Below are 23,175 nucleotides of genomic sequence, written 5' to 3'. Positions count from 1 at the left end.
CCTGCTTGCCTCAACAAATAACTAAACTTAGTGCCATTCGGGTTAAGGGGGAAAGGGAAAAGGGAAAAGCAAAATTCCATCCTTTTCACCTTTTCCCGACTTTGGCAATAAGTCTCATATCTAAATCTGAAGCAGCTTTCACAATTATCGCTGCCATTGACTAAATTGTTAAATTATGTTTAATTTGTTAAACTTAGCCACTTTATAGTAATTCAATAATCCATAATTGCGGCGACACGCTAATAACGTGGTATAAGTTGCACTAGAAATCCTTCAGGATTTTAAGTAAATAAACTCTGCAATCAAGGTATAAATTATCATAATATGAATGCTCTGATGATTTTAATTAATGTGAATAAGGCCGATAACTAACACTAGAATCAAATTGGAAAAACTGGATTCTAAAATAGACACCAAAATGAGCCAAACTCTCTTTAGTTCTGGATTTAAGCGCTGATTTGAAATATGGAAAAAAACAATAAACAGTCGCTAAATCTAACTTTGAGACAAACCAAAGTAGACTTAAAGTATAGTTTTACACTAGTATCTACCAAAACTGAGAAGAAAGATAACAGGGATGTATAATTAGCGCGTCTCCTCCATCATCTATAAAAAGATAATGATTAGGGCTGGCAGGCTTTCTAATTCCTTTACTTTGATAAGGGGCATATGTGGCAACAAGAAAAAAAAGATAATTCGATAGTCAGTTTGGCATTATGGCTGGCCTTAGCAACGACTCCTGTGGCAGCAACTATGTTGGTGTCAGCACCAATGCTGGCACAATCTGCACCTGATACTCCCTCTTTTTCACTGCCGCAAACAGTGGATAATGGGACGACAGTGCGGATTGATGGGTCAAATAGCTTGGCTACAATCAACCAAAGCCTGAAAGAAAATTTTGAAAAACAATTTTCTGGTACAAAAGTTGAAATTGCGGCTAACGGTACAGATGCAGCACTAAAAGCTTTGCAAGATGGCAACATCGACATAGCAGCAATCGGTCGTGGCTTGACGCCAAAAGAAAAAGCGCAAGGTCTGGAGCAAATCCGCTTGCGCCGAGAGAAAGTTGCGATCATAGTTGGTGCGGAAAATCCTTTTAAACAGAGTTTGACCAGTCGGCAGTTCGCGCGGATTTTTCGGGGTAGAATTACAGACTGGTCGGAACTAGGCAGATCAGCGGGTAAGATTCGGGTAATTGATCGCCCAGAAACGAGTGATACTCGCGAGAATTTTCGTGATTATCCAGCCTTCAAAACCGCTAAATTTGCCACAGGCTCCAATGCTACCCAACTAGCTGAAGATAATACCGCCGAAATCATCAAACAACTGGGCAAAGACGGCATTAGCTATGTGCTAGCTAATCAGGTGTCAAAGTTGGAAGGCGTGCGAGTTCTCAAACTGCATCAAACCTTGCCAGATGATCCTAAATATCCTTTCTCGCAACCTTTAGTTTACGTTTACAAGAAAAACCCTAGCCCAGGCGTAGCAAGCTTTCTCGGCTTTACACTTGCACCGCCAGGACAGCAAGCCATAGAACAAGCTAGAACAACCGAAGCAGAAGCGATCGCCTCAAGCATATCGCAAGTAGTCACTCAGGCTACACCTTCTACAACAGATTCCCCCAATGCACAGGCTACACCTGCTGCAACGGTTTCACCTAACGCAAATACTCCTGCTAGCGAGCCGTTTGTGACTCCTGCGGCTACTCCTGCTGGCGAAGCGTTTGTGACTCCTACTAACAATCCAGCTGTCAACAGGGAAACACCATTTTGGTTACTGTTGCCTTTGTTTGTTACTGCTACGGGTGGATTGTTACTCTGGTGGTTCCTAGGAAGACGTTTATCGTCAACTAGGGAAGACAACCTACCAGAATCACCTCCTAATCAGGCTGGCGAAGAAAATATACCAACAACGACACTGAACGCCAGTGTTGCTCCTTCCGTTAACGGAGCAACATCTGTTGACTCAACACACCCGAACTTTCAATCAGATAGCGCCGATTCACCAAGTCCGCGAACGTCGGAAGCTCCTGAGCGCACTTCTTTCAGCATTTATAATCAAACACCATCTGAACTAGCAGAGAAACAAACTCAAGTAACATCCAATCTGGCACAATCAAATAATGTTTCCAACCACAGTGAGAGCACAGCCTCAGTTGCATCCAATGGCTCAGAGAAAAACATCAGCAATGGAGGAGCAGCCTTAATCGGTGGTGTTTCCTTAGCAGCAGGAGCAGGAGCCGCTTTGTGGTCTGCAATTTCCGGCAAAGAAACTGATGAGACAAAAGTAGTAAATGGTTATACCGAGGTAACTCCTCCTAAGTCTAGTGAAGCATGGGATATAGAAGCACCTGCGGCTGTCGTTAATAACTTATATCCCCAATTGCCTAATGTTCCAGAAGAAGGAACCGACGATGTAGAATTACCTGCGGCTGAAATCCCTGCCTCAATTCTGGAGCCTGATTCTTCAAAAGTGTCTGAGGTAACATCTTCGCTGCCTGACTTGCCAGATGTATCAGAATTGACATTTGAATTAGAAGATTATTGGGATACAGAAGTCACTCAAGACCCAACAGAAGACGAACTTCAGGCAGAATTTGACTGGTTAGAAAGTATCACTCAAGATACTAGTTTCGCAGCAGATACCGAAGCAAACATCTTATCTAACATTACCATCACTGGCAAAGACTCAGAAACACAAGCAAATAATAAGACTGTTGAAAACAGTACTTCTGCTGAATTAGCCTCGTTAGACTCTGGCGAAGGAGAAACATCTTCGGCGGAAGTTACAACCTCAATTCCCGAATTGCCAGATCTGCCAGAAGAAATATTAAATGTGGTGGCAGATGCAGCTGAACCCACTGCCGTGCCAGAAGAAGTATCTCAGGCAGAGCCTAGCACAAACAAAGATATCACTCAAACAGCTACAACAAACTTTGCTGGCGATGCTATTTTGGCAGCAGGCGCAGGAATGGGAGCATGGGCTAGCGTTTATGGCGTTGAAGAGACTCCTGAATTAAATATACAAGCACCAAGTAATACTACGGTTGACAATGCACCAGTAGAAGAAGCTTTTGGCTTAGTAGATGCAGAGCAAGAGAGCAATATTGTCCTCACACCTCGTACTTCCAAGTGGGCTTATGTCTCTTGGTACGTTTCCGACACAAAAAAGGAAGAACTGCGACAACAGGGCGGTTCCCAGTTGGTAGTGCGGCTCTATGATGTCACTGATATTGACTTGAGTTATCAAAGTCCTCAGCTTGTACAGCAGTATGAATCTGAAGAAGCAACAAGCGATGGCCTTGTGGCGATTCCAGTGAGCGATCGCGACTACATAACTGAAATTGGTTATATTACTGATGATGATCGCTGGTTGCTCATAGCCCGTTCAGGTATTGTTCGTATCTTTAGTCCTCTGCATACTGATACCACAGATGAAAATGCACCTTTAATCAGCGCATCAGCCTCTAGCCTGGTAAATGCAGATGAGGAAAGCAGTATTATCCTCACACCCCGTACTCCCAAGTGGGCTTATGTCTCTTGGTACGTTTCCGACACAAAAAAGGAAGAACTGCGACAACAGGGCAGCTCTCAATTGATCGTACGACTATACGATGTCACTGATATTGACTTAAGTTATCAGAGTCCTCAGCTTGTACAGCAGTATGAATGTGAAGAAGTAACACGCGATCGCTTTGTGGCAATTCCAGTGAGCGATCGCGACTACATGGCTGAAATTGGCTATGCTACTGATGATCATCGCTGGTTATTCATAGCCCGTTCAGGTATTGTTCGTATCTTCAGTCGTCCCCACGGAGATTCCTGGTTTGTGGCAGATGCGGAGTTAATTATCCACGGAGCAACAGAACCAAATACAACCGTAACCCTTGGTGGTCATAACATCAAAATTAAACCAGATGGTACTTTCCACTTACGTGTTCCTTTTTCTGATGGCTTAATTGACTATCTAATGACAGTAGCTTCTGATGGCGAACCCACTAGAACTATCCATAAGAAGTTTTCTCAAGAAACTTCAAATAGTTAGGAAATAGAGTTACTAACTAAAACTCAAGAAGAGAGAAGAAAAATTTGCTTCTCTCATTTTTTTTGACTTTCAGTTATGTTATTCAATAGACTTCTTAAACTCTAAGTAATTAATTTCATCAAAATATCTGGGCAACTCTAAAGTTCTACGCTCATAGCTGTATTCAAATTCAGCCACAATTTCTGCTGTTGGGTTAGGTAGCTGGAAATACTGGTTAAAAGTATATCTTTGGTCAGGTTTTAAGATTTTATATTTACTCATAGTTAAATTTGTATATAGTCAAGTGATTTTCAGAAATAGCCTAATTTAGCTCTGAAAAACTATGACTAACTTATCACAACTAGGACTTACGCACTGAAGGCTGAAACCTAGATCCCCCCTAGCCCACGCCAGTCGCTCATGGGGAGCCACCCCAAGGCGGAGGTTGCCGACGCTCGTTCGCTTAGAGCGTGTCGCAGACAAGACTCGCTCTCAGCGTTGGCGAAGCCTCAAAGTAGAGAAGCCATGCCGTAAAGCCTGCGGCATGGCTTCGCTTAAGGCGAAGCCTCTCGTTCACGAAGTGTCTCCGATAGGAGAAGAGAAGGCTTTACGCTGCGCTATCCGTTGTGGGGAGTGGCGTGGAAACCCCCTTGGCGCAGCCTCAAAGTAGAGAAGACCGCGCTGGCTCCCCTTCAAAAGGGGGGAATTTATAAAGCCCCCTTTTTAAGGGGGTTGGGGGATCTAAGTGCGTAAGTTCTGACAACAATATTTTTTATTTTGCGTATGATTTGTAATAAAGTGTTATTTACTACACAAAACATACCAACAGCACTAGTGTGATAATTAATGCTGAGAACACTTTGCGCTTTGAAGGGCAAGACAGCGAAGCGATCGCCTGCATCTTCACTTAAAGATTTAGTCTTTTTTATATGTAGATTGTTACTTGGGATAACTTTTTGGGAATTCTATAGATCATACCTTTGAATCCCAATAACCGATCTCAGCTAATGCAGACTATTCATACAGCGCTAGGTGCTATGAGTGCATTTAGTACACTACTTCAAGAACCGCAAAATTTAACCAATTACCTCACCCAGATCCAGCAAAAACCAGATCAACTACTTCAAGATCTGGCGGTTAAAGGCAAAAACATGGAGCAAGACATTGCTAGCTTTGTCAAAACCTACTTTTGCGGAGGTGCTCGCTCATCATATCCTCAATATATCGAACGAGCAGATGGCCAGGCTTTTAATCAACCCTATGAAATCAAAGGGACAAAAATGTATGGCTTTGTCATCGAAGGTTCAATGACAAAGTTGCAAGAGGTGTGCGATAAATATCTCAACAATCCAAGCAACGGAGAGATCGAATATCGCCCAGCCATGAACTATGTCGTCCTTACTTTTAACAATGTAGACTTCTTAAGTTCCATTGAGCCACCGGATTATAACAAAGGAACTAGCGCTGAGGAAGAAGCAATTTTTTGGATGTTGACAGTGGTCGGAAAAAGAATTGGGCCTTTCTTTGTTGCAGAGCGTCTTGCTTGGTTTATGCCCTACATTTATGTGAATAATTCACCGGCTTTAGTTTCAGGACGAGAAGTGTATGGCATCTTTAAACAACTTGGAGAGTTTCAGATTCCAAGCATTAATCAAAAACCAGATTTATTTACTGTAGATACATTGTTATTTAAAGAATTTAGTCCAGAAACAAAGGCTAAAAATGCTCGCTTATTAGAAGTCAATCGAATCGGTCAAGGAGATAAACATCAAGCAATTAAAACATGGGACAATTTTGAAGAAGTAATCAGAGCGATCGCCAGCTTACTTTTTGACAAAAACGGTGAGATTGTTATCCCTAGTTTGGGATTACCATTCAATTTGCTTGACTACCTCATTGAAAGAGTTGTACCTCTTGTTACACTTAAACAATTCCGCGATGTGGAAAACAGCAAAAAAGCGTGCTACCAATCACTGGTTGAGTCCCCAATGCAACTACAAACTTTTCATAGTGGGCAGCTTTTTGGCTTTGATAATTTCGGTGATCAATTTGAGTTAACAATAAATAATTTCGCTAGCCAACCCATTGTCCAAGATTTGGGTTTACACAAAGGATATTCTCCAGCAAGCGAATCAGTACACATCCCTATCAAGCTAGCTTTTTTGCTCAATTTCGATTTCACTTTCAAGAATGGCATCACAGTTTGGCAAGCACCACAGAAATAAGCAAACTTGCATTAGATGACGCGCATCTAAGTTGTACACATTTTTGTTAAAACCGTAATTTGTCTTTTGTCATTTGTTTATTTTTTATTGACTAATGACTAATGACAAAGGACGAACCTGACAAGTAAATATGCAAGTTTAAAGCCAGTACAGCAAATTAGTCTGCTGATTGTTTGCCTATTCACAGTTATCACATAAGGACAAATAGCCATGTCTGAAAAATTTAAGCTACAAAAAATCGCTATTTTGGGCGGAGGAATAGCATCTTTAACCACAGCCTATGAATTAACAAGCCAGCCAGGGTGGGAAAGTCTTTACGAGATTACTATTTATCAAATGGGTTGGCGCTTAGGAGGAAAGTGTGCAAGCGGACGTAATATTAAACCCCATGAACATTATCATGAGCCTGATTACCGCATTGAAGAACATGGGTTGCACATTTTTTTTGGATTCTATGAGAATGCCTTTCGTTTGCTCAAGCAATGCTATGACGAGTTGGGAGGCAATGGGCCTTTTAGCACCATAGAAGATGCATTCAAACCCCACAGCCTGATTGTTTTAGAAGAATACATCAATCAGCATTGGATAAACTTACCCTTCGACTTTCCGACAAATTCCTTAGTTCCCTGGCAAGGCGGTCGTACTTGTTCAATGTGGAAGCACATCTGTACAAATATTAGATTCGTTCTGCAAATTTATACAGAATGTAAGCAGTTCCAGCCTATGAGTAGCTATTCTCAGAATCCAGGCTGCTTAGAAGCTTTCACTCAACAGATGGCATTTGGCAAAGAGGTGCTCGAATTTCTCTGTGATGGCGGCATCTTGCAACTTTCTGACCAGTTCATTCAGTTATTACTTAAAGAACCTAGCCACTGGGGAGCATGGCTTGGGAACATCAACCAAGATATTAGAACAATCTTAGAGAGACTTGACTTTAGTTCCGAAGAAGTGTTTTTGAATCTTGCTTATAACCTAGCTCAATTACTTCCCAATAATCCTAAAACTCACAGACGTGAACATCGCCAGCTAATTTTGAGGCTTATAGAGCGATTTACAGAACACTTGCACCGCCAACTAGAAGCCAACATTGAGCTAAATGCTCATACTATGTGGCGCTTAACACTGATTGACCTTGCACTAGCAAACATCCGGGGTCTATTTGTAGATGAGGTAATTTATTATCGCTCCCTAGATAGTTTAGATGAGTATGACTATAAGGAGTGGCTACGAAAACACGGAGCGCGGGAAGCAAGTGTCAATTCTGCGTTTGTTCGAGTTTTATACGATCTCGTTTATGGGTTTCCAGAAGGTAATGTTGCTAAGCCACAATTAGCAGCAGGAACAGCCATTCGTATCCTGACAACGATCATTTTCCAGTACAACGGTGCGATCATGTGGAAAATGCAAGCAGGGATGGGTGATACTGTTATTGCTCCACTCTATAAAGTGTTAGAGCGTCGAGGTGTGAAATTTAAATTCTTCCATATCGCCAAGCAGTTACACTTAGACGAAGAACAAAAGTCCATAGCCAGTATTACAATGGCTCGCCAGATTAACTTAAAAAATTCAGAGCAGGAATATCAACCGCTCATTAAGGTTAAAGACCTCCTTTGTTGGCCCAGTGAGCCTCTCTACGATCAGATTGTAGATGAAGAAGCTAAAAAGCTCCAAGACAAAGACATTAACTTGGAGTCATATTGGACACCATGGCAGCCTGTAGAAGAATTTACCCTCAGTGCCAAAAATGGCGACTTTGATATTGTACTTCTTGGCATTTCCATAGCCGCTTTACCCTCTTTGTGTGATGAACTAATTCATGCTCAGAAAAATCCGGCTCATCAAAAATGGTGCGATATGGTGACTCAGGTCAAAACTGTTACCACTCAAGGCGGACAGCTATGGCTCAAGCCTACCTTGCCACAATTAGGATGGAAATTGTCCAGTCCCGTACTAGGTGCTTATGTTGAACCTCTCGATGTCTATGCAGATATGAGCGAGTTACTTCAACGAGAGAACTGGCCTTCTGAGCACTATCCTTATAACGTTGCTTATTTCACCGGCGTAATTGCAGACCCAGGACTTCCTCCCAACACTGAATATGGTTTTCCAGCACAAGAACAGAAAAAAATCGAGAAACAAGCGATTAATTTCCTCAAAAATCATATTGGACATCTTTGGCCTGATGCAACTCTCCCAGAAAACCCTCAAGGTTTGAATTGGGATTTGCTTGTAGATTTTCAAAATCGTCAAGGGGTCGAACGGTTTGATGCTCAATACTGGCGAATTAACATCAATCCTACAGAGCGCTATGTGCTTTCTGTGCCTGGAAGTACTAAATATCGTCTCAAAACTGATGAATCTGGGTTTGAAAATCTTTACTTAGCAGGTGACTGGATCAATAACGGTTATAATTCTGGGTGCGTTGAGGCTACGGTGATGTCAGCAATGCAAGCGACGCGATCGATTTTACAGCAACGGTTTCAGATTAAGTATACAAAGGAAATCATTCGTGAGTGGGATTCTTGGCTATAAGGATACGTTGAATGTCAATTATGTAATTTTGATAATCTGAACAGAATTAATAACTAATTGGATCGCCAAAACCTAGACTAGCTGTACAATCGATACACTTACAAAGTCAGCCTTAAAACTAACCTTGTGAATGTATCGATTATGCTAGGGCTTTTCTTATTAGCCTCAAAATCCATCTCGAATACTACTATTAGCCATGATTAACTTATCTAACTATCAAATTCTAGAACTAATTTATGATGAAATAAAGACCGCCGTTTATCGAGCACGAAGAAATGTAGACAAGAAATTAGTAGTTATTAAATTATTAAAAATAGAGTATCCTGACTTGAAAGATCTTGCAGGATTGAGACATGAATATGAGCTAATTAAAAATTTAAATATCAAAGGGGTTATTAAAGCTTACAAGTTAGAAAAATATAATAATAGCTTAGCTTTAATCTTGGAAAACTTTGATGGTCTACCTCTTTACAATGTTATTAAAAATAAAAATTTTGAAGTAATAGACTTCCTCAAAACAGGAATTAATATTACTCAAGCTATAGGTGAATTACATCAAAATTACATTATTCATAAAGATATTAAACCGCAAAATATTCTTGTTAATAAGGAAGTACATCAAGTTAAAGTTATTGATTTTTCTATTTCATCTCTTCTATCCAAAGAAAAGCCTAAACTTAGTAATCCTGATTTGCTCGAAGGAACTCTGGCATATATGTCTCCAGAGCAAACAGGACGAATGAATCGGTCAGTTGATTATCGCACAGACTTCTATTCTTTGGGAGTCACTTTTTATGAAATGCTTACAGGTAGACTACCCTTTAATGTCACTGATCCAATGGAATTAGTACACTGTCATATTGCAAGACAGGCAGTACCAGTAAATCAGTTAATGCCTGAGATTCCCCAGGTGATTTCTGCAATTGTAATGAAGTTACTCAGCAAAACTGCTGAAGATAGATACCAAAGTGCTTTTGGTATTAAAACTGACCTGGAAAATTGTCTCAATCAACTGGAGACAACTACTCAAATATCTAATTTTGAAGTTGGTAAACAGGATCAATCAAGCCAACTGCAAATTCCAGAGAAACTATATGGTAGAGAAGCAGAAATAGATACTTTATTGTCTGCCTTTGAACAAGTAAACCAAGGTAAAAAAGAGTTGTTACTAGTTGCTGGTTATTCAGGAATTGGTAAGTCTGCATTGGTGAGTGAAATTCATAAATCTGTTATACAAAAAAGAGGCTACTTTATCACAGGTAAATTTGAGCAGTTTAAGCGGAATATTCCTTATGCCTCTCTAATTCAAGCTCTGCAAGAATTGACACGACAATTGTTGACAGAAAGCGAGGCACAGCTAGCTGCTTGGAGACAAAAGCTACTAATGGCTTTGGCTCCTAATGCTCAAATTATTATTGATGTCATTCCTGAAGTGGAATTGATTATTGGCAAACAGCCAGAAGTGCCACAATTAGGGGCTACAGAATCTCAAAATCGCTTTAATTTAGTTTTTCAAAAGTTTATAAGTGTGTTTACTCAAAAAGAACATCCGTTAGTTCTTTTCTTGGATGATCTACAATGGGCAGATTTAGCTTCACTTAAACTAATTCAGTTATTAACTACAGATTCCGATAGTCAATATTTATTAATGATTGGAGCTTATCGAGATAATGAAGTCGATACTACCCATCCATTAATATTGATGTTGCAAGAGATTGAAAAGACTGATATCATTATCAAAAAAATTATTTGTCAGCCTTTAAAAATCACTGATGTATATCAATTGATTACTGACACCCTCAAATGTGATTTGGAAAGAGTTAAACCATTGGCAGAGTTAATATTTAATAAAACTGGTGGTAATCCCTTCTTTTTAACTCAGTTATTCAATTTTATTTATCAAGAAAATCTACTTTTATTTGACTTTAATATAGGTCGTTGGCAGTGGGAAGTTAGTCAAATACAAGAGATAGGAATTACTGATAATGTTGTGGAATTAATGATCGGCAAAATTAAAAAGTTGCATAATACTACACAAAAAACTTTAAAATTAGCTGCCTGTATTGGTAGTCAGTTCAATTTAGATGTATTATCCGTTATTAATGAGAAATCTCGAAAAGCTACAGCAATTGACCTTTGGGAAGCACTTCAAGATGGTCTAATTTTGCCTCTAGATGATGGTTACAAACTACCACAGCTTTTAGATCAAGTTGATGATTTTGTAATTGATTATCAATTTCTGCATGATCGTGTACAGCAAGCAGCTTATGCTTTGATTCCCGATGCTCAAAAAAATGAAGTTCACCTAAAAATTGGTCGATTACTTTTAAGGAATATAGACCAAACTTTACTAGAAGAAAAAATATTTGATATTGTTAACCACTTAAATATCGGTGCTGAATTAGTAGTCTTACAAGAAGAAAGATATAATTTAGCTCAATTGAATCTCATAGCTGGATGCAAAGCCAAGGATTCAGCTGCTTATGAATCTGCTCTCAATTTTTTTAAGATAGGTTTAGAAATGCTCGCAGATGATAGTTGGAATAAACATTATAAATTAACTCTTTTTCTGCACACAGAGACAATAGAAACAGCATACTTAAACACGAATTTTGAGCAAGCAGAAGCACTTTTTGAAAGTGTTATACAGCATAGTAAAAATATTTTAGATAGAGTCAAAGTGTATGAGAAAAAAATTCAGTATTATATTTCTCAAACTAGGATGCGAGAAGCATTAAATATAAATTTAGCAGTTATCAATATGCTCGGAGTGTCTTTATCAACAGCTCCACCAGATGATCTAATTATTGAAGATTTAGCTCATCTGCCAGAAATGACCGATGCTAATAAACTTGCTGCGATGAGGATGCTTAGGACAGCACTACCTCCTGCTTATTTTGTTGAACCTACGCTTGTACCGTTGATTTCTTTTACATTAGTAAATCTTTGTTTTCAATATGGAAATTCATCTTTGGCATCCCATGCTTATGCTTCTTATGGATTAGTTTTATGTGGTTATCTTCAGGATATTGAATCAGGTTATCAATTTGGTAAGTTGTCTTTAAAAGTATTAGCTCACTTTGATGCTAAAGAGCTAAAATGTAAAGTTTACGGACTATTTAATATTTTTATTTGCCATTGGAAAGAGCACATTCAAGAAACAATAGAACCTCTCCAAGATGGGCTTAAAGTTGCTTTAGAAGTTGGGGATATGGAATATGCAGGTTATAATGGTATACTAGCTTGTTGGCATTCTTTTTTTACTGGAGAAAATTTAGGAATTCTTGATAGGAGAATCCACCCATATATAACTTTGGCACATAAAATAAAACAAGACCATTTTATCTTCAGTGTGCGAATTTTGAAGCAAATGATTTTTGACTTGACTTCAGAATTGAAAAATAATTTTTATCTAGAAGGCGAAAGTTTCAATGAATTAATGATGCAGAAACTTGCCGGAAATAACACAGCAACTTTTTTTGCATATTTAGCTAAAACTATTGTTTACTATTATTTTAAGATTTATACTCAATCTGTTGAGAATGCTAAGTTAGCTCAAAAATACGAAGCCGCAGTCGCCGGAACTGTGCATTTAGCTCAATATACTTTTTATCAATCACTGGCCCTTCTTGCTCTCTATCCATATCAGTTTTCTGAGTCAACTTTAAATAACGAGATTGAATTTAGAGAAGCACTAGAAAAAGTAGAAGTGAATCAGAGACAATTGGAGAAATGGGCTTTTCATGCTCCGGTTAATAATCAGCATAAATATGACTTTGTTGAGGCAGAAAAGGCACGAGTTTTAGGACAAACTCTAGTAGCAATGGAATATTATGACCGTGCTATTCGGGGCGCAAATAGTTCTGGATATACTCAAGAAGAGGCACTAGCTTATGAACGAGCAGCAGAGTTTTATCTAACTCTAGGGAGAAATGAGTTTGCCTCATTATACATGACAAAGGCTTACTACGGTTATGTGCGCTGGGGTGCGATCGCTAAAGTTAAAGATTTAGATTTGAGACACCCAGATTTAATTGCCAAGGTATCAAAAATAGACCAGGTAGGACTAATCAATACTAATATTACTGCATCTACTGCCAATACCAAAGCTAGTGGACTTGATTTGATCACTGTTGTTAAAGCATCACAAGCTTTATCAGAAGAAATATTACTGGATAATTTGCTAGAAAAATTAATGAAAATTGTGATTGAGAATGCTGGTGCTCAAACTGGTTTTCTGATTCTAGAAAAAGAAGGCAAGTTGTTCATTGAAGCGAAAGCAGTTGTAGATAAAGATGAATTGGTAGTAGGTCAATCAATACTAGTTAAAACTAGTCAGCAGTTACCTATATCTGTGATCAATTATGTAGAAAGAACTAAAGAAGATGTAGTTCTAACAGACGCAAGTTCTGATGGAAGGTTTGCAATAGACCCTTATATTGCCAAAAATAAACTTAAATCTATATTGTGTACATCTATCATTCATCAAGGCAAACTTATCGGTCTAGTTTACTTGGAAAATAATTTGACTGCTGGAGCTTTTACTCCTGACAGATTGCAAATATTAAAGCTTTTGTCTTCGCAAGCAGCTATTTCTCTAGAAAACGCTCAATTATATACGAACTTAGAAGAAAAAATAGCAGAAAGAACTAAAGAATTAAACGAAAATAATCTACGATTAAAACAAACATTACATGAATTAAAACTTACACAAGCACAACTTATTCAAACAGAAAAAATGTCCAGTTTGGGGCAGATGGTTGCTGGCGTTGCTCACGAAATAAATAATCCTGTTACCTTTATTCATGGGAACCTTGCCCATATTGATGAGTACATGAATAATCTACTTACCTTAATTGATCTTTACCAGGAAATCTACCCCAACACCGCACCAGGAATTGATGAATTTTTACTAAACATTGACTTCGATTTTATGAAAGAAGACATACCTAAAACGCTGTCTTCTATGAAAATCGGTACGCAACGCATTCGTGAAATTGTGCTGACATTACGTAACTTCTCCCGCCTAGACGAGGCTGATATGAAACCTGTCAATATTCATGAAGGGATTGACAGTACTTTGCTAATTTTGCAGAGTCATCTTCAAACCAAGTCTGGACATCCTGCTATTCAAATTATTAAAGATTATGGAGACTTACCACAAGTTGAATGTTATGCAGGGCTATTAAATCAGGTGTTTATGAATGTCCTAGTTAATGGTATTGATGCTTTGGGTAAATTCAACCAAGAACGAACAGCGGCAGAAATTAGCAAAAATATCAGTACTATTAAAATCCGTACCCAAGTAGTAAACTCTGATTGGGTAGCTATCTCTATTAAGGATAATGGTACAGGGATGAGTGCCGATGTTAAACAAAGACTTTTTGATCCTTTCTTTACTACTAAACCAGTGGGACAAGGTACTGGTTTAGGATTATCAATCAGCTATCAAATTGTTGTGGATAAACATCATGGCAAAATTGAGTGCATTTCCGAACCTGGAAAGGGTGCAGAGTTTGTGATTGAGATTCCTGTTCGACAGAAGTAATCGGTAGCTTCAGTGATGCATGGTCTATCTTCTCAGGTTCGGATAACGTCAAAGTAAAACGGTATTAGACTTATCTTTGTATCTACGCAAATTAGCGGTATCCAAAAATATTAAGTTCTTGTGAAGTATTTTGCTAACTTGATAAGTTTTGATAATTTTCAGCCCATTTTGATAAGTTTTAGCCTGGTTGCGGGCACAAGACCTTGTAAGCATCCATATACTCAGGGAATTTGCACAGCAATAGTCAGAGCGAAATGGACAACAGAGTAAACCAAAGGCATGAAGAACATAAAGTAATACAATATTTCTGCACGGTCAAAAAACTGTTAATCCTGGCACAGATGTTTTTATCTCAGAGTCTAGATGCTAGGAAGATAATTCTACAGTTGCAGCAATATCTTCTGTCACCCAAACTCTCTAGCCCAAGGTTCAGACACTCATCTGTGAAAATGCAGCCTGCTCCTCTACCTAAAAATGAAGCAGAAAGACTCAAAGCTTTAGAAGATTACAATATTTTGGATACTCTGCCCGAACAAGCATTTGACGACCTGACTGCTCTTGCTGCCTACATTTGTAAGACTCCGATCGCTTTAATCAGCTTAATTGACACTAATCGGCAATGGTTTAAATCTAAAGTAGGGATAGAAGCCATTGAAACACCCAGAGAGTGGGCTTTTTGCTCTCACGCCATTCTTCAACCAAATAATATATTAGTAGTTCCCAACGCGATCCAAGACGATCGCTTCGTTGACAATCCCCTAGTTAAAGGTAATCCCAAGATTCGTTTTTATGCAGGTACGCCACTCGTTACGCCTAATGGCTTTCCTATAGGGACATTGTGTGTCATCGATACAATTCCTCGTTACCTAACTGACAAGCAGTTGGATGGACTACACCGCTTGAGCCGTCAAGCGATCGCTCACATGGAGCTGATTAAGGAAGTCCGCAAACGCAAACAAGCAGAAATGGAAGTAAGACAGTTATCGCTCACCGATGAACTAACAGGTTTGCATAACCGACGTGGTTTCTTCCTACTGGCTGAGCAACAGCTGAAACTCGCTCACCGCATGAATGTATCTTGTTGGGTAATCTTCATCGACTTGGACGGGTTGAAACAGATTAATGATACCCTTGGTCACGATATGGGGGATGCGATGATTGTTGATGCTGCTCAAGTCCTTAAGCAAAGTTTTCGTAACTCAGATTTTGTTGCTCGCCTAGGTGGAGATGAGTTCATTGTTTTCGTAGCCAGCTCCTTCAAAGACGCTGATAGTATTCAGGCGCGTCTGCAAGCAAATATCGCCAGTTTCAATCAACAGCAAAACCACAGCTATCAACTTTCCATGAGTATGGGAATAGAGCGTTACGCTCCAGAAAGCAATATGTCAATAGAACAACTGGTTACTAGAGCCGACGAGTTAATGTACGCTCACAAGCGTCTTAAGCGACAATCTCTCGGCTAAATCTCCAAAATTCACATAGCAGCTTTTATCTTCTCAGGAAAAGCTCCAGGGCACGGCGAATGTATGCCTCCCACGGTTCAGAAGTGGGATGGAAGATTTGAGCATAAAGACTAATCCCACTAATCAGATCGAAGATTAAATCGCTGTCTGTGTCAGCGTGAACTTCATTTCTCGTTTTTGCACGCTCAATCACCACGCGGAAAGCTTGGCGTCGCGGCTGTAGGTATTTTGTCCAGTAAATCTGGGCAAATTGTGGGCTACTTGAGGCGGTGCTGATAATTAATGCTTTTAACTGACGATTTAAGGGCGTGAGGGTTGTTCTAGCTGCACTCTCAATGATTAGATCTAGATCGCTCCAGAAACTACCAGTGTCCGGTATCGATATCTCTTCCCTTAAACTTTCAATCGCGTCTGCTACTAGTTCTTCTTTGGAAGCATAACGCCGATAAATGGTGGGTTTGCCTACCTCGGCGCGGGTGGCGATCGCTTCAATACTCATGCGTTCATATCCAACTTCCCCTAATAAATCCAAAGTTGCTTTCAGGATGGCCTGATGGGAGCGTCCACTCCGCGGCCGTCCAGGTGAGCTTTTGATAGGTTCACTCATGAAATTTTCATCCTTAAGCTAATTTGAGTTTTTTTACCAATTGACATGCTATTTTATATTTACGATACCGTTTCGTAAATAAATTACTGCCTGATAAAAATAATGACAACTCTATCTAAAGAGCGGCTACCTTTACCACCTGGTAGCTTGGGTTTACCCATCGTTGGCGAAATGATTAGCTATTTGCGCGATCCAGGTCGTTTTATTGAGCAGCGACAGCAGCGATATGGAACGATTTTCAAAACCCATTTATTCGGTCAGAAGACAGTTGTCCTAATTGGGGCAGAAGCGAGCCGTTTTTTGTTTGCCAATGAGGGTAAGGTCTTATCGATGACCAACCCTTTAAGTTTCGAGGTTTTATTGGGAGCAGGTTCTATTGGGATGAAGACGGGCATTTCCCACCAAAATCTGCGTAAGCAGTTGGCACAAGCTTTCCAGCCTAGAGCTATAGCAGGATATGTCTGCACAATGGCGGAAATTACTCGTAGTTATCTGCACAAATGGGAAAGCTTAGGCACATTGACTTGGTATCCTGAACTGAAAAAATACACCCTTGATGTTGCCAGTAAATTATTAGTGGGAGTTGATGCAGGTTCGGATGAGAACTTAGAAAAAGTCTATGAAACTTGGGCACAGGGGTTGTTATCAATTCCGATTCGATTTCCTAGAAGTAAGTTTGATCGCGCCGTACACGCTCGTGAGCAACTTCTTACCAAGATTGATCAGGTGATTCACCAACGTCAGCAAAATCCTTCTTCACAGCAAGATGTCTTAGGAATTCTGTTGCAAGCGCGAGATGAGCAAGGAAATCATCTAAGTCTAGAGGAAGTCAAAGATAACGTGTTGGGATTGCTGGTTGCAGGACATGAAACCTTAACTTCAGCACTAACTTCCTTGTGTTTGCTACTAGCTCAGCATCCAGAGGTGTTACAAGCTGCTCGTGCAGAACAAGAGCAACTAGGATTCATAGAACCACTCACACAAGAACATTTAAAGCAAATGACTTACCTGGATCAAGTTCTTAAAGAAGTTTTACGGCTGACACCTCCAGTTGTTCGCAGTGGAGATCGGAAGGTGCTTGAGTCATGTGAGTTGAGTGGATACTTAATTCCCAAAGGCTGGAATGTGTTTTACCAAATTCAGGAAACTCATCAAGATAGTAATGTTTATATTAAACCTGAACGTTTTGACCCACAACGCTTTGCTCCCGAACGGGCTGAAGATAAAAAATTCAGTTATATTCCGTTTGGTGGTGGTATTCGAGAATGTTTAGGCAAGGAGTTTGCCAGATTGGAAATGAAGTTGTTTGCAGCATTGTTAATTCGTGAATATGAGTGGAAACTGCTGCCTGGACAAAATATCGAGAGAGTTTTGCTACCGTTTTCTCGCCCTCATGATGGCTTAAAAGTAAAATTTTGGCGGCGATGTCCAAGGACAAGCCGCTGCACGTCTACGCAAGGTAATTAACTTGATAGTTGGGGTTTAAAACAATGATACCTTGATACAGTATTTGGCTATTTTCAAACGAAAAAATTCGTTTTATGGTATGGTAATTTTTTACAGAAATTAGCCACTTGAATTCAATGATTTATCACCGCAAATTGTCGAAGTCTCTGGGATTTTTGTGCTTATCAGTAGTATTAGGATCTGATTTAGCGATCGCTCAAAATGGCGTACAGTCATCTATTGGTAAAAGTGTGACATTTAGCTGTGATAATAGTGAAGCCACTATCAAAGCTAAAAATGGGCCCAAGGTAGTTATCGGGCAAACAACTATCTATATTGGTTATCAGCAAGTCTCATCTCGGAACAAAGACCCTCGCATTATCCGTTTCGATAATGGTGTTAAGAAATGGTGTCGCAGTGACTACGAAACAACGAATGACGATGGCACAGGCTACGGATTACTTTGGGATGGAGGAAATGTTTTGTATGGTGTTTTCTCCTCCACTGGTAGCCAACCTGGTAATGATTTTCGACGCTTTGCCAATGGTCGTTGGCTATCTAGTTATGGTAGCGGCGGCGGTGCGAAAGTATCAGTTCTGAGTCGTATCAATCCAGTCAATGGCAATGTTGACTATGCTACATTTCTTTCCGCCAGAAAAGCAAATGATGGTAAAACTAACTCTTTAGTTGTTACAAAATTATCATTGAATGGTACAAATTTGACTGTAGAAGCAGATTCATGGTGGACTCCCCGTCGCGCTGATAGAAATTCCATGACATGCATTGATTCATCACCTTATAAATATACAGCTATATTTACTGGTGACTTAACAAAGGTAATTTCGGCTTCGGCAGTTAAATGTAGTTAAAAGGCTTGATTGCTTGCATAGAAGGGTGAACATTGCGTTAAGCCAGCTTGATTAATACATCAGATAGACAAGAGGTTGACATTTAAGCATTTGCTTATGTATCATGTAAATAGTTAAGCAAATGCTTAAATATATGTTTAATCTGCAATGAGTAGACCTGTTGCCAGTGCCGATGTTTTTGTGGCGATCGCAGATCCCACACGCAGGGCACTATTGGATCTGTTACGTATTGGTGAGCAACCAGTCAAACAACTGGCTGAACCATTTGCCATGAGTTTGCCAGCTATTTCTCAGCACCTACAGATTCTCTGTGAAGCGGACTTAGTACAAGTGCGGAAAGCGGGGCGACAGCGCTTATATCGACTCAACCCAGAGCCACTCAAGCAGATATCTAACTGGATTGCTGATTATGAGCAGTTCTGGCAAGAAAAACTAGATGCTCTTGGCAATTATTTGGAGGAAAATTCATGCTCCGATTGAATATGGAAGTGTTCTATCCCTATCCCCCGCAACAGGTTTGGCAAGTACTTACTAACCGTCAGGCATTAGCGGCGTGGTTAATGGAAAATGACTTTGAGCCGCGTTTAGGACACAAATTCCAATTTCAGCATTCGACATTGCCAGGACTGGAAGGAAATATAGACTGTGAAGTGATTGAACTTGAGGAGCCAAAACGGCTTGCCTTCACTTGGTGTGACAGGATGATGTGTGAGTTTTCAATTGTTACCTGGATACTCAAACCTGTAGATGGAGGTACTAAACTTCATCTAGAACATAAAGGGTTGAGCCAGAAAGCAATTAAGCTAAATGAACCAATGCACCTTTCTCAAACGTGGCACGGTCAATTTATGCATGAGTCCAAGGCGGCAATGCAGACATTAGTGCCGAATAATCGCGGCTCCGCATTTTCATCAACACCTATCGGTAGATATGAGACTTTAGATAGTGTTATTTTTAGTTCTTTTCTCAATGGTGGGTGGAACCACAGGTTGAATGAAAAGCTGCCGCAAATCTTAGTTAGCATTAATTCCATTGCAAATGAACGATTTTAGTAAACAACTGCTTGCTTTGGCGCAAAACAACGCAGCGACATATTTAGCTAATCCAAAGGTGAAAGCAATTGGAGTCGCTGGATCTGTTGCTCGCGGACAAGCCGATGCTTACTCAGACATCGATATGAGCATTTATTACGGCGAACTACCATCTGACGAAGAACTCAAAGCAGCATATGAAAAAAATCAAGGGTTAGACTATAGAATCCATGCTAGCGATCGCAATGCTGGATATATAGTCGAGCAATATTTTGTCCAGGGTATTAAATGCGATTTTGGTCATACCACTATCCAATGTTTGGAACGTGATATAGAACATTTACTTCAGCAAGATGACCCAGATAATCCTTTACTAAATGTGCTAGCTGGCATTGTTGATATGCTGCCATTACATGGTGCTGAACTTATTAAAAAATGGCAGATTAAATTAGCAAATTATCCTGAGCAATTAGCCCAAGCAATGGTAAAAAAACATTTGCATTTTCGCGGTTTATGGATTGTAGAAAATTATGGAATTAAAAGAGATGATGTGCTCTTTTTAACAGATGAATTATTGCAAGCAGTGAAGAACATTATAGGAGTGCTACTGGGTTTAAATCGCTTCTACCATCCTGTAAATTCTGTGCCATTTAAGGGCATGGATAAATTCATCAATAAAATGACAATTGCCCCACCAAACCTTTCATTTCGTCTCAAGCAGATTTTTTGCGAGTCTCCCGAAATTGCTATTAGTCAATTAAGTCAACTGATTGAAGAAACATTTGCTTTGGTAGAAAAGTATATGCCAGAGATGGATACGACAGAAGCTTGGCAACATTACAAGCTATGGTCAGACAAGTATTAGTAAAGCCAAATTTAACTAAGTTTTTGGAAAATTCAATATGAATAAACAGACTTTTGTTGATACTGAAACTGAAACATGGTTTGACTTTGAGCCTGTTCCAGGAACAAAATTATTATCACTAGCTGAACCAGTGCCAGAAGGTTCAATTCATAGATTGCGAATGGTTGCTGGCACAGTCATTCCAGTTCATTACCATCCTTGTGATGAGTATGTCTATGTCCTTGATGGAACTATCGAAACTGCTGAATGTGAATGCAAAGCAGGAACATTCTGGTTTACACCAGCTAATACCAAAAATGGCCCCCATAAAGCAATTACATCTGTTGAGATTATTACAATTCGTCTTGGACAAATGGGAGCGTTTGAGGAGTTCAGTTAAGAATTTCTTCCTTATCTTTGCGTCTTTGGCGTCCTTCTCTGCGAGACGCTGCGCGTTCACGTAGTGTCTCGCAGAGAAGGCGGTTCGTTAAAAAAATTAACTTTCACAAAGAACTTTAGCCTTAAGTGAACCGTATTGCAGTTAAAGCTAAATTTTGGAGTCACCAGATATGAATCCTACTCAACCTAGCATTCCATTTATTATACAAGAATCAGCCAAAGGTGAGCGAGTATTAGATATTTATTCGCGCTTACTTGCAGAACGAATTATCTTTTTGCGTAACGAAGTAACAGATGAAATAGCTAATCTCATCGTTGCACAAATGCTATTTTTAGACGCTGAAGAACCAGAACGGGATATTACCCTATATATCAATAGTCCTGGAGGTTCAGTAACAGCAGGAATGGCTATTTACGATGCTATGAACCAAGTTCGTTCAGAAGTGTGTACTGTATGCATGGGTACTGCCGCTTCAATGGGAGCATTCTTGTTAGCTTCAGGAACTCAAGGCAAAAGATATGCTTTACCAAACGCTCGAATTATGATTCATCAACCATCAGGAGGTGTTCAGGGAAAAGCATCTGATATTGAAGTTGCAGCCAAAGAAATTTTATATTTCCGCCAATTAATTAACAAGATACTTGCTGCCAATACTGGTAAATCGCCAGAGCAAATTGAACTTGACTCTGAACGCGACTTTTTCATGAGTGCTCAAGAAGCCAAAGCTTATGGATTAATTGACAGTATCATCATCAAAACATCTGCGTCTATTCAATCTACAACTAGCTCTGACATCGATAAATAGAGTGGAATAAAAGGTAACAATATCAGTCAACAACTGATTTGTAAAAAGGATAAGAAAAATGAAAATCCTGATTATTGGTGGCACAAATTTCATTGGCCCCCCTTTAGTCCATCAATTGGTTGCAATCGGTCATGAAGTGAGTATATTTCATCGCGGAACGACCACAACTAATCTACCACTAAACGTGCATAAAATTTTGGGCGATCGCTCGCATCTTTGGGAGATGAGAAGCCAGTTTCAGCAGCTTGCGCCTCAAGTTGTAGTGGATATGGTTGCTTACACTGAGCAAGACGCGCTAACCCTGATGAACACATTTAAAGGTATTGCTCGGCGTATCGTTGTCATCAGCAGTATAGATGTGTATCGTGCATACGATGTACTTTGGGGCAAGGAATCTGATGTTATACCTGTACCACTTACCGAAGATTCGCCCCTGCGCCAACAACTATGTCCATACCGGGAAATGTCCTCTAGACCTCTCAATGTGCCAGTTGAGTATGAAAAAATTCTAGTGGAACGCGTAGTAATGGCAGGTGACTTACCAGGAACGATTTTACGCCTGCCAATGGTCTATGGCTCCAGAGATATTCTGCATCGTCTGTATGCCTATATTCAGCGAATGGATGATAACCGTCCTGCTATTGTTTTGTCAGAAAGTATTGCTAGATGGCGTGGTTCTTATGGTTATGTAGAGAATATAGCGTATGCGATCGCATTAGCAGTTATAAATCAAAATGCAACTGGTCGCATCTATCATGTTGCTGATGTAGCAGCACTTACCGAAGCTGAACGTATTACTAGAGTTGGGGAAATAGTCGGCTGGCAGGGTAAAGTTGTTGTTGTACCCAACAGCCAGCTACCACAAGACAGGAAGTTATCGCTCAACTTAGAGCAACATTGGGTTGTAAACTCAACTCGTATCCGTCAGGAGTTAGGATATCAGGAAATTGTGCCTTTAGATGAAGCACTGGCGCGAACTATTGCTTGGCAGAAAACTCATCCGCCCCAAGAACCGCAACAGTTTGCAATGCCGTGGTTGCTAGATTATTCAACAGAAGACGTTATTCTGGGAGGTATTTTATGATTACTCCTTTCCGACTAGGAAAATATCTAATTCTTTTTCCTCCTTAGCGTCCTTGGCGGTATGCCTCCTGCACGCTACGCGAACGTAAAAAGAAGTAATTTTGGCGTTGCATAATTACGGGATGATTGCTCTCACGCAGCGGAAAGTTTGTAGCAATATCCCGCAGGGTGCGCCGGCTTCCGGCGAACAGAACTTTCCAAGACAGAGGCGCAGTGAAAAGTATGAGCGCCAGTTTCCGGCGATAGTCTGTTCACTGCCGAGAGGCGCAAAGCCTTGCGCCTCTCCCTTGTATCCAGAG

General features: G+C 40.0%; 16 protein-coding genes. 14 read left to right on the top strand and 2 right to left on the bottom strand.

Translation table 11 applies throughout. The annotated features are described in order from the left end of the window. The first annotated feature begins 669 nt into the window (after positions 1–669). Complete coding sequence (locus tag FNW02_RS15485) at positions 670–4,044, top strand: DUF4912 domain-containing protein (protein ID WP_191758420.1); 3,375 nt, start codon at positions 670–672, stop codon at positions 4,042–4,044. Between the two features lie 78 nt (positions 4,045–4,122). Here FNW02_RS15485 and FNW02_RS15480 read toward each other — a convergent pair whose 3' ends face one another. Continuing rightward, a complete protein-coding gene (locus FNW02_RS15480) occupies positions 4,123–4,305 on the bottom strand; it encodes a hypothetical protein (protein ID WP_191758419.1) in 183 nt (60 codons plus the stop codon). Positions 4,306–4,468: 163 nt separating this feature from the next. Between FNW02_RS15480 and FNW02_RS15475 the strand changes: the two genes are divergently transcribed. The 5 genes from FNW02_RS15475 (at position 4,469) to FNW02_RS15455 (ending at position 15,791) form a co-directional block, all read left to right on the top strand. Next, positions 4,469–4,693, top strand: a complete 225-nt coding sequence (locus FNW02_RS15475) for a hypothetical protein (protein WP_191758418.1) — start codon at positions 4,469–4,471, stop codon at positions 4,691–4,693. 337 nt (positions 4,694–5,030) lie between these two features. Then, on the top strand, positions 5,031–6,248 hold the full coding sequence (locus FNW02_RS15470) for an acetoacetate decarboxylase family protein (protein ID WP_225225669.1): 1,218 nt from the start codon (positions 5,031–5,033) through the stop codon (positions 6,246–6,248). A 210-nt stretch (positions 6,249–6,458) separates the two neighbouring features. Further along, on the top strand, positions 6,459–8,780 hold the full coding sequence (locus FNW02_RS15465; RefSeq protein WP_191758416.1) for an NAD(P)-binding protein: 2,322 nt from the start codon (positions 6,459–6,461) through the stop codon (positions 8,778–8,780). 196 nt (positions 8,781–8,976) lie between these two features. Continuing rightward, a complete protein-coding gene (locus FNW02_RS15460; RefSeq protein WP_191758415.1) occupies positions 8,977–14,328 on the top strand; it encodes a trifunctional serine/threonine-protein kinase/ATP-binding protein/sensor histidine kinase in 5,352 nt (1,783 codons plus the stop codon). A gap of 449 nt (positions 14,329–14,777) precedes the next feature. Beyond that, on the top strand, positions 14,778–15,791 hold the full coding sequence (locus FNW02_RS15455) for a sensor domain-containing diguanylate cyclase (RefSeq protein ID WP_191758414.1): 1,014 nt from the start codon (positions 14,778–14,780) through the stop codon (positions 15,789–15,791). A gap of 25 nt (positions 15,792–15,816) precedes the next feature. Here the strand turns inward: FNW02_RS15455 and FNW02_RS15450 are convergent, their stop codons facing one another. After that, positions 15,817–16,398, bottom strand: a complete 582-nt coding sequence (locus tag FNW02_RS15450; RefSeq protein ID WP_191758413.1) for a TetR/AcrR family transcriptional regulator — start codon at positions 16,396–16,398, stop codon at positions 15,817–15,819. Positions 16,399–16,500: 102 nt separating this feature from the next. Here FNW02_RS15450 and FNW02_RS15445 point away from each other — a divergent pair, with 102 nt between their 5' ends. The 8 genes from FNW02_RS15445 to FNW02_RS15410 all read left to right on the top strand — a co-directional run bounded on the left by FNW02_RS15445 (position 16,501) and on the right by FNW02_RS15410 (position 22,877). Continuing rightward, positions 16,501–17,865 (top strand): cytochrome P450, encoded by a 1,365-nt coding sequence (locus FNW02_RS15445; protein WP_191758412.1) that lies wholly within the window; start codon positions 16,501–16,503, stop codon positions 17,863–17,865. A gap of 116 nt (positions 17,866–17,981) precedes the next feature. Then, positions 17,982–18,713, top strand: a complete 732-nt coding sequence (locus FNW02_RS15440) for a hypothetical protein (protein ID WP_191758469.1) — start codon at positions 17,982–17,984, stop codon at positions 18,711–18,713. Positions 18,714–18,860: 147 nt separating this feature from the next. Then, positions 18,861–19,193, top strand: a complete 333-nt coding sequence (locus tag FNW02_RS15435) for an ArsR/SmtB family transcription factor (protein ID WP_191758411.1) — start codon at positions 18,861–18,863, stop codon at positions 19,191–19,193. Continuing rightward, on the top strand, positions 19,181–19,765 hold the full coding sequence (locus FNW02_RS15430) for an SRPBCC family protein (RefSeq protein WP_191758410.1): 585 nt from the start codon (positions 19,181–19,183) through the stop codon (positions 19,763–19,765). The genes FNW02_RS15435 and FNW02_RS15430 overlap by 13 nt, the downstream gene beginning before the upstream one ends. Continuing rightward, complete coding sequence (locus tag FNW02_RS15425; protein WP_191758409.1) at positions 19,752–20,609, top strand: nucleotidyltransferase domain-containing protein; 858 nt, start codon at positions 19,752–19,754, stop codon at positions 20,607–20,609. Before FNW02_RS15430 ends, FNW02_RS15425 begins: the two co-directional genes overlap by 14 nt. A 37-nt stretch (positions 20,610–20,646) precedes the next feature. Then, on the top strand, positions 20,647–20,988 hold the full coding sequence (locus FNW02_RS15420; RefSeq protein ID WP_191758408.1) for a cupin domain-containing protein: 342 nt from the start codon (positions 20,647–20,649) through the stop codon (positions 20,986–20,988). Positions 20,989–21,157: 169 nt separating this feature from the next. Continuing rightward, the gene (gene clpP / locus FNW02_RS15415) at positions 21,158–21,793 is read left to right on the top strand and encodes an ATP-dependent Clp endopeptidase proteolytic subunit ClpP (RefSeq protein WP_191758407.1); all 636 of its coding nucleotides are present in this window, start codon (positions 21,158–21,160) and stop codon (positions 21,791–21,793) included. A 58-nt stretch (positions 21,794–21,851) separates the two neighbouring features. After that, positions 21,852–22,877, top strand: a complete 1,026-nt coding sequence (locus FNW02_RS15410; RefSeq protein WP_191758406.1) for an NAD-dependent epimerase/dehydratase family protein — start codon at positions 21,852–21,854, stop codon at positions 22,875–22,877. Positions 22,878–23,175 lie beyond the last annotated feature (298 nt).

It is taken from the genome of Komarekiella delphini-convector SJRDD-AB1, from assembly GCF_014831675.1.
GTDB lineage: Bacteria > Cyanobacteriota > Cyanobacteriia > Cyanobacteriales > Nostocaceae > Komarekiella.
This window is presented reverse-complemented; position numbering and strand designations above follow the sequence as displayed.